Origin of the sequence: Pseudomonas sp. NCIMB 10586 (genome assembly GCF_023127895.1) — a bacterium.
Lineage (GTDB): Bacteria > Pseudomonadota > Gammaproteobacteria > Pseudomonadales > Pseudomonadaceae > Aquipseudomonas > Aquipseudomonas synxantha_A.
Genome location: NZ_SPKQ01000045.1, coordinates 34,092 through 42,101 on the forward strand (window position 1 = coordinate 34,092; position 8,010 = coordinate 42,101).

The following is an 8,010-nucleotide window of genomic DNA, read 5'->3' on the forward strand; positions in this document are numbered from 1 at the left end:
CCATTTAAAGGGATGGCATCGAAGTGGTCAGTGCCTGGGTGAAGCCTTCGATCAACCAGTTGCAATCCTGGGCCGTCAGCAATGACGACGGCGTGAGCCTTATCACTCGGTGATCATTGAGCGAGTGGCACACAATGATGCGTTGCTCGATCAGGGCCATGACCATGTTGGCGGCGATTGAGGCCTCGGCGAACTCAAAGCCCAACAGCAAACCCGCACTGCGCAGTTGCACACGTTCGGCCCAACCTCTTTGTTGCAACAGCGCGCTGAAGCGGGCGTGCAGGTCCTGGCCCAGTAACCGGGCACGCGCGACCAGGTCTTCTTGCACCATCACTTGCAGCGTGGCCTGCACGGCCGCCATGGCCAGCGGGTTGGCGCCGAAGGTCGAGGTGTGGACCGTAGGGTTGCGATTGAACGGCGCATAGATCGTGGCGCTGGCGACCATGGCGCTCACCGGTACGCAACCGCCGGACAGGCTTTTACCTACCAGCATGATGTCGGGCACCACCTGTTCCTGGTCACAGCCCCACCAATAGCCGGTGCGACCCAGGCCAGATTGGATCTCGTCGATAATCAGCACGGCGCCATACTGATTGCACAGCTCGCGCACACGCCTGAGGTAACCCGATGGCGGCAGAATGACTCCCGCTTCGGCCTGGATCGGTTCGAGGATCACGCAGGCCTTGTCCGGCGATGCGCGTAGTTGCTGCTCAAGTGCGACGCTGTCGCCAAACGGCACGAACTCGCTGTCGCTGAGCAACCCATTGAAGGGTTCTCGGTAGCTCTCGCGGCCGGTGACGGCGAGGGCACCGAGGGTCTTGCCGTGGAACCCCCCGAAGGTCGACAGCGTACGGCGGCAACCGTTGAGGCGGGCGAGCTTCAAGCCGGCTTCGGTGGCCTCGGCGCCTGAATTGCAAAAGAACACATAGTCCAGGTCACCCGGGCACTGCGCTGCCAGGGCGCGTGCGGCAAAGGCCTGTTGCGGGTTGAGCAACAACTTGCTGGCCAAAGCGTTTTGCTGCAGTTGCCGGGTAACCGCTTCCACGACTACCGGGTGGCCATGACCGAGGAAAAACACGCCATAGCCGCCTGCATCCAGGTATTGACGGCCTTGCTCGTCGTAGATGTAGACGCCACGGCTGGATTGCTCGATCGGCAGGTTCATCAGCGAAGCGAGGCGTGCGTAGCCCGAGTTGACGTGTTGGCGCAGGTATTGGTCGACCTGTGCGGCGTCGAGGGTGGGTTCGATGACTGTCGGGTTCATGCCACGCTCACTTCTGTGTTCGGTGTCACCGGCTGCTTGAGCATGCGCGTCAGTGCCCCCAGCTTGGGTGCCAGGTGGTTGAGCGACAGCAGCAACTCGCGGCCAACATCACGCTGGCTGAACGCCGGCTCACCGAGTAACTGTGGCAATGAAGTGGGCAGTGGCGTGCGCAGGCAGGCATAGCGGCACAACTGAGTGGCACGGGTCAGGGCAGCCTGGATATTGCCGCTCAGCGCCGGCAGAAATACCGGGCGGATCAACCGTTCGTAAATATCCGGCGCCATGCAGCGTGGCCGTGTGAAGGGTTGCATCTGGGCTTCCATGGATTGGCACATCAGGTCCAGCAGCCCCGTCAGATCCAGAGCCTGTGGGCCGCTGGTGAGAAAGTAGTCGTCGCCGATCAAACGCTGGTGCAGCGCGTTGGCAATCGCTCGGGCCGCGACGTCACGGGCGATCAGGTCGACATAGCCAGCAGGCGGGCAGGGTACGATGGGCAGTACGCCAGACATCATCAGCCCCATGGTCATATGGAAACCCTGAAAGTTGGGCATATGCCCTGTGCTGGCGTCACCGATAATGATGGACGGACGAAAGATCGACACATCGATGCCAGCCGAGCGCACCAGGGTTTCGGCCTGGCGCTTGGCGACTTCGTATGGCGTTTCCGCTTGCACGCCTTCGTAATAGTCGCAAGGGTGGGTAAAGGCGGTGCTGATGTGATACAGCGGCACCTTGGCTTGCTGCACGAAGGCCACGACGTTTTCGGTGCCAAGGTAGTTCACCGAAAAGATCTGATCGATATCACCGTCCAGGCGCGTCACTGCCGCGGCGTGGATCACCCAGTCGACACGCTCAACCAGCGCCGCATAAACGTCGCAGGCCAAGCCCAGGTCAGCGCTGCAAATATCACCCTTGAGCACTTCCACTCGGGGATCGCGGATACGGCTCTTGCGCGCCAGGCAGACCAGGTGAAAGTCCTCTGCCAGGCAGTCGATCAGTGACTCACCGAGCACCCCTGAGCCTCCAGTGAGAAGGACGGTTAGTTTTTGCTGTGCTGACATGTAGGGCGCATCCTGCGGATTCATCGAAAGAATTCATGGTGCGTTTCGCCGAATTGCAGGCACAGGTGCCCCGGGCGAACACTCTTCTATTCACTTTCGGTGGCGCTGAGGTGCTCTGGGAGGAGGTGATCAGCGCTTAACGTTGTCGCGAATAAGATGCGATCGATATTGGCGTTTTGATATCAGTGCGTCTTGAACGAAACGCTTGTCTTACGCAAAACCTCAGCGGCGGTGCGCGGCGTCATGCCAATCATGCGGCGCATCATGCGAGCCAGATGCGCCTGGTCGGAGAAACCGCCGTCGGCGGCCGCGTCCGATAACGTCGAACCGCCGGCCAGGGATTTGGAGGCCCGTTCCAATTTGTTCCAGATGATCCACTGGGAGAGGGAAACCCCCATCTGGTGGGTGGCGACGCAGCGCAACCGGGGGCTGGACAACCCCACCGCCTGGGCAGCGCGACTGACGCAACCTGGGCCGTCGCGGTCCAGGCGCAAAATATTCAGGGCTTTGTGGAGCCTATGGTCGATCGGCGCGGTAATTGCCAGCAAACGCGAGAGGGCATCGACAAAGTGCGACAGGGATGTACTACGGCGAAAGCACGTCAGCAGTTCATCACTGGCCAGGGCGATGCCATCGTCCTGGAGCAACGCATTGAGTGCACGGCCCAACGCCGTGTCCGGGCTGACATATAAAAACGCTACCGGATGACTCTCCGCCACGGCACGGTGTTCGACGTTGGGACCGATGATCACACCTGCCGCACGCAGCACCCTTCCGGGCAACTCAAGGGTGGCGGGATGACCTACGCCGATGCACAGTTGGATGGCGACATGGGAGTGAGCAGTGTTTTGATCCGCACGGCCAATGTAGCCGGCCCACGAGTCGCCAAAGGTAACGCTGCCATCCCACATTTGAAGTCTTCCTTGACGTGTTGGGTGATTGTTCGACGCGTGCAGGGTAGGCCTGCACAGGTCTGGATTCAAGCGTGGCGCTGGGTCGCTGTCTTTTCGTTGCACAGCGAATGCATATCTAGCCGACGCTTGCTAGAGGCTATCCGGGTCGCCGAAAAACATCTGAATCCGCGACCTCAACCACCGCTCCCCCGGATCATTATCCTGCGACCCCCGCCATGCCATATGCAGCTCAAACGAGCGCACGGGCAGCGGCGGGTCTTCGGCGCGCAACCCTCCCGCCGCGGTCAACGCTTCAGCCGCATAATCCGGCACGGTGGCCAGAATGTCGGTACCCGCCAGCAACGTGCCCAGCCCGTTGAACTGCGGCACGGCCAGTACTACGTGGCGTTTGCGGTCGAGTTTCTCCAGCTCTTCATCAATAAACCCGCTCAGGTCGCCGGCGAATGACACCAATGCATGGGGGCGTGAGCAGAAGTCGTCCAGGCTCAGCGAGCCGGGCACGCTGTCGGCGCGCAGCAGTTTTGGCAGGCTGCGCCGCAGTACCTTGCGCTTGGCATTGGCCGGCAGGTCGGCGGTGTAACTGACGCCGATGGAGATTTCACCGGAGGCGAGCAGACTGGGCATCAGGATGTAATTGACGCGGCGTACCACCAGCACAATGCCGGGGGCTTCGGAACGCAGGCGTTTGAGCAATTGCGGAAGCAGGGCAAATTCCACGTCATCGGACAGGCCGATACGGAACACGGCGGTGCTGGTGGCCGGGTCGAATTCGGCGGCGCGGCTGACGGCGGTGGAAATCGAGTCCAGGGCCGGGGAGAGCAGGGCGAAGATTTCTACGGCGCGGGCCGAGGGTTCCATGCTGCGCCCGGTGCGCACGAACAGCGGGTCATCGAACAGCCCACGCAGGCGCGACAAGGCCGCGCTGATGGCCGGCTGGCCGAGGAACAATTTCTCGGCCGCGCGGGTCACACTGCGCTCATGCATCAAGGTTTCGAATACGATCAAGAGGTTAAGGTCGACACGACGCAGGTCGTTACGGTTCATCTTGTGTCCTGGAAGAGTCTGCAAACTTGATGTGAGCGGTCACACAGGAACCCATAAGGTCCTATTCAGAAGCATGACCGGCATGAATCTTACGGGGAAAGGCTGGTACTCTGCACCGGCTAATTGATTTTTCCTACGATAGTTGAGGTCTGCTCCTCCTTCGCGGAATCAATGACAGACATGTCGACTATTAATGGCGACCGGTGGTCTTACCTGGAAAGCCCAGATAAAGTTCATGGCATTAGAGGTTACTTTGACGAGGTTTGCGATGTCCCGCACGATCCGTTTTCACAAGTTTGGTCCGGCCGAGGTGCTCAAATGCGAAGAGCATGCAGCCGCGCAGCCCGCACCGGGCGAAGTGCAGGTGCGTGTCGAGGCAATTGGCATCAGTTGGTACGACATTCTGTGGCGCCAGAACCTGGCGTCTTCCCATGCGCGCCTGCCTTCGGGCCTTGGTCATGAAATGGCCGGCGTTGTTGTCGCCCTCGGTGACGGCGTGGATGACTTGGCAGTGGGCGATAAGGTGGCCAGTTTTCCGGCAGAGAGCCCCAATGATTACCCGGTGTACGGCGAGCAGATCGTCCTGCCCCGTTCGGCCCTGACCCGTTACCCGGATGTCTTGAGCCCGATTGAAGCCAGCGTGCACTACACGCCGTTGCTGATTGCCTACTTTGCCTACATGGATCTGGCGCGGGTCAAACCGGGGCAGTTTGCCTTGGTGACCGATGCCAGCCATTGTTCCGGCCCATCGTTTGTACAGCTGGGCAAGGCCTTGGGTGTGCGGGTGATCGCCGCTACCAAAGACAGTGCCGAGCGCGAATACCTGCTGTCCCTTGGGGCAGAAAAAGTCATCGTCACCGAAGAACAAGACCTGCTCATGCAGATCAACAAGTTCACCGATAACCGTGGCGTGGACGTGGTATTCGATGGCCTGGGTGGCCCGCAGATGTCGCTGCTCGGTGATGTGCTGGCACCGCGTGGCAGCTTGGTGCTGTATGGCCTGCAAGGCGGCAACCAGACGCCGTTCCCGGCCTGTGCGGCGTTCCAGAAGAACATTCAGTTCTTCGTGCACTGTATCGGCAACTTCACGGGCAAGCCGGAACTGGGCATCATCCAGGACCAGGTGGCAGTGCAGCGCGCCTTGCGTGAGATCAACCAACTGACGGCCGACCGGGTGCTGGTCCCACTGAAAACCACGGTGTTTCCGTTCGGTAAGTTCGTCGAAGCACATCGATACATGGACGAATGCCCGTGTCGCGAGCGTGTGGCGTTGCAGGTTGAAGCTGTTTGAGCTGTAGGAGTATTCGTAAATGAATACGTTGGCGTCTGAGCCTATGAGGCAAATGCGCCATTTGACAGGGCTTAACCCGCATCGGGGTTGAGCCGCCGCGAGGGTGTTGCGCCCTGCAAACAATACCTTTTTTCCTTACGCCGCCCTGAATTCCAGCGCGGCGCTGTTGCGTGCGCGCCAAAAAAGTTCGGTCGCCTGCCCATCTGAACTGCTTTCAGGCGTTGTTCTGTATCTGTTAATCATTATTTGAGTGCCGATAATTGTGTCTTCGCTGTCATCTCAAGGATTGAGCAATGATTGAATACCTGACATTAACGTCTCGCACCTCTGAAACTAGCGATGCACGGGTCGCCTTCTCGAAAGTGCAAAACAAATACGCAGTCGCTTTACCTGAGCCAACAATGAGGGGGTAACTAATATGCGTCGGACGTTTCCTTAGTTGCTTAGTTAAAGTGGTGTAGGGCGTTGTCGGAATATTCCTAAGACATGCGGCCAGCCGCGCTGGAAGCCGTGCACGCCCACGACTCAGCATCGGTGGCGCCATTGACTGCTCCGGTGAGCGGTCCTGCGATTTTGTTGCAGGGTGCTAATGTTGAATCAACCTCGCACGATGCAACTGACGACAAACTTATAGATGTAATGGGTCGAGCAATGACAATTGATAATTGCTTGAAGCTAATATTTCAATTCAGGTAGTAGAACGATGAGCGCTATTCATGAGCAAGCCATGAACTATGTTTACCAGCAAGTTCTGCAACGGTTGGTCGGGCACTTTACCCGTGACGAACGTACCGCACTGCAACTGTTGATCCAGCGAATTGTGGTAGCGGCCGGTGGCATGGAACAAGTAGGCAACTACAAAGTGCTGATTGCTCACGGCGGGGGTGAGGTCAGCAGTTACACCCTGGCGCTGTTGCGTGCGGCGCAACTGAGCATCGCCGGGCGTGCACCCAAGACTTTTCATCTGCGCGTGGCAACGTTGCGGCATCCGGGTATGACTCAGGCAACGCTTGATTCACTGCATCAGGGCTATGGCGCGTTGTTCTTCCATGATGATTCTCGGGTTGAACTGCTGATGGTCGAAAACCATGAAGTACTGCCCTTTAATCATCAGCGCCCGGCGTCCAGTGCCGGGCGTGAAGTCAGCCAGCGCAATATGCTGATGATAGGGCACCTGACGTCCGGGGACATTCGCGCCATCCTGCGCAACGACACGTATCTGGCCCTTGGCGATTTCTATCAGCGGGTTGCTACCTGGAACGGCGGTGTGCACGCAGTGGTCAGCGGCGATTCGGTGCGCAAGCAAAGCCAATACATCGCGTGGCTGAAGAAAAATGCCCTGGCAACCGGTCTCGCGTTCGCGTCCGGCAAGCCGACATCGCTCAACGGGTTGTTTGCACGCATGGAAGAATGGAGCGTCGGCTGCTACCGCGACCTCTATGGCGAGCACTACGCGGGCACCGAGAACCCAGGCCGGGGCGGGCACCGGCATTTGGCCTACATCGGTATTGCCGACCTGCTCGACGATGTCGACGTCGCGCGCGCGCCGCTGCTTGCAGAGTTTCTGGCTCACAAGCGCGACCCGTTCGAGTTCCAGTTCAGCCACCCAGCCTATCCAAACCCGTTGCTCATGGCTCATATGTATGGCTTGCAGGCCCAATGCCTGCGTGAGCTCTCCTATGAGCACGGTGTCGAAGGTTTTGTTCGTCACGCGGCAGACTACATGCTGCGCAGACGCGTTCCCATTGAGTTGATCACCGAGGCGTCCAGCCCGGATGGGCGGGTATTGTCGACCACCTACGCCCAGGCGTTTTTTGGTCTGGACGAAAGTCAGTTGACTTGCCTGCTGTTCGCGCCTTTCGTTCAGCATGGCGAACGGCTGGAGGGCTTCTTGCGTCAATGCCATCCCGGCATGTTGGTGGCACTGCCCGAACTGCACAAGGCGCTGCAGGGCAAGCCTGCTGCGGACATGTTGCATCAGTGGCTGGTAGACACCAGTGGTTTGCCGCTGGCCTTATTGCAGCATTTGTATCGCAAGCGAACATTGCCGGCTGCGCACGGCTCTCGCATCCACAAACAACTGTTTAGCCGGCCCGAGGCCCGGATCGCCCAAGTGTCGGGGCGCTAGCACCGTGCATTGGCGTATAGATGCCGGTGAGCGGCGATGAACCTGAGGGGAGAGCGGCAGGCAGACTTTGCCTATCAGGCGGTGTACCGCTACATGATCAACCTGATCAACGAAGTCAGCCTGGAAACGCCGGTCAAGTTGCCGTCGTTGCGTCAGTTGTCGACACGGATGAACGTGTCGATCTCGACGATTCAGTACGCTTACTCTTTGCTGGAAAAGGAAGGGCGGGTCTACTCGGTGGCCAAGTCTGGCTATTTCGCCTGGCCTGTGGCGACAAACCCGCCGGTCATGGCGGGGGGCGGCCCCCC

7 protein-coding genes are annotated in these 8,010 nt (G+C 59.3%); 3 read left to right on the forward strand and 4 right to left on the reverse strand.

Annotation, left to right across the window (positions count from 1 at the left end; genetic code table 11):
• Positions 1 to 4: 4 nt before the first annotated feature.
• From E4P01_RS20180 to E4P01_RS20195, 4 genes are all read right to left on the reverse strand, one after another.
• On the reverse strand, positions 5 to 1,264 hold the full coding sequence (locus E4P01_RS20180) for an aminotransferase class III-fold pyridoxal phosphate-dependent enzyme (protein WP_216091326.1): 1,260 nt from the start codon (positions 1,262 to 1,264) through the stop codon (positions 5 to 7).
• The gene (locus tag E4P01_RS20185; RefSeq protein ID WP_081883348.1) at positions 1,261 to 2,325 is read right to left on the reverse strand and encodes an SDR family oxidoreductase; all 1,065 of its coding nucleotides are present in this window, start codon (positions 2,323 to 2,325) and stop codon (positions 1,261 to 1,263) included. The genes E4P01_RS20180 and E4P01_RS20185 overlap by 4 nt, the downstream gene beginning before the upstream one ends.
• Before the next feature lie 182 nt (positions 2,326 to 2,507).
• Positions 2,508 to 3,236: an AraC family transcriptional regulator gene (locus tag E4P01_RS20190; RefSeq protein ID WP_216091327.1), complete on the reverse strand. Its 729-nt coding sequence runs from the start codon at positions 3,234 to 3,236 to the stop codon at positions 2,508 to 2,510.
• 132 nt (positions 3,237 to 3,368) lie between these two features.
• Positions 3,369 to 4,283 carry a LysR family transcriptional regulator gene (locus E4P01_RS20195; protein ID WP_078821402.1) on the reverse strand — a complete coding sequence of 305 codons (915 nt, stop codon included), beginning with the start codon at positions 4,281 to 4,283 and terminating at the stop codon, positions 3,369 to 3,371.
• Between the two features lie 268 nt (positions 4,284 to 4,551).
• Between E4P01_RS20195 and E4P01_RS20200 the strand changes: the two genes are divergently transcribed.
• The 3 genes from E4P01_RS20200 to E4P01_RS20210 form a co-directional block, all read left to right on the forward strand.
• A complete protein-coding gene (locus tag E4P01_RS20200; RefSeq protein WP_005788465.1) occupies positions 4,552 to 5,574 on the forward strand; it encodes a zinc-dependent alcohol dehydrogenase family protein in 1,023 nt (340 codons plus the stop codon).
• A 703-nt stretch (positions 5,575 to 6,277) separates the two neighbouring features.
• A complete protein-coding gene (locus E4P01_RS20205; protein ID WP_179119830.1) occupies positions 6,278 to 7,702 on the forward strand; it encodes a hypothetical protein in 1,425 nt (474 codons plus the stop codon).
• Positions 7,703 to 7,738: 36 nt separating this feature from the next.
• Positions 7,739 to 8,010, forward strand: a 272-nt coding sequence (locus E4P01_RS20210; protein WP_248130119.1) for a GntR family transcriptional regulator, incomplete at its 3' end; no start/stop codon positions are given.

What these genes read in the sequence shown, in the direction of transcription:
- E4P01_RS20180 (WP_216091326.1), bottom strand. Translation starts at nt 1,264, where the DNA reads ATGAACCCGACAGTCATCGAACCCACCCTCGACGCCGCACAGGTCGAC.
- E4P01_RS20185 (WP_081883348.1), bottom strand. Translation starts at nt 2,325, where the DNA reads ATGTCAGCACAGCAAAAACTAACCGTCCTTCTCACTGGAGGCTCAGGG.
- E4P01_RS20190 (WP_216091327.1), bottom strand. Translation starts at nt 3,236, where the DNA reads ATGTGGGATGGCAGCGTTACCTTTGGCGACTCGTGGGCCGGCTACATT.
- E4P01_RS20195 (WP_078821402.1), bottom strand. Translation starts at nt 4,283, where the DNA reads ATGAACCGTAACGACCTGCGTCGTGTCGACCTTAACCTCTTGATCGTA.
- E4P01_RS20200 (WP_005788465.1), top strand. Translation starts at nt 4,552, where the DNA reads ATGTCCCGCACGATCCGTTTTCACAAGTTTGGTCCGGCCGAGGTGCTC.
- E4P01_RS20205 (WP_179119830.1), top strand. Translation starts at nt 6,278, where the DNA reads ATGAGCGCTATTCATGAGCAAGCCATGAACTATGTTTACCAGCAAGTT.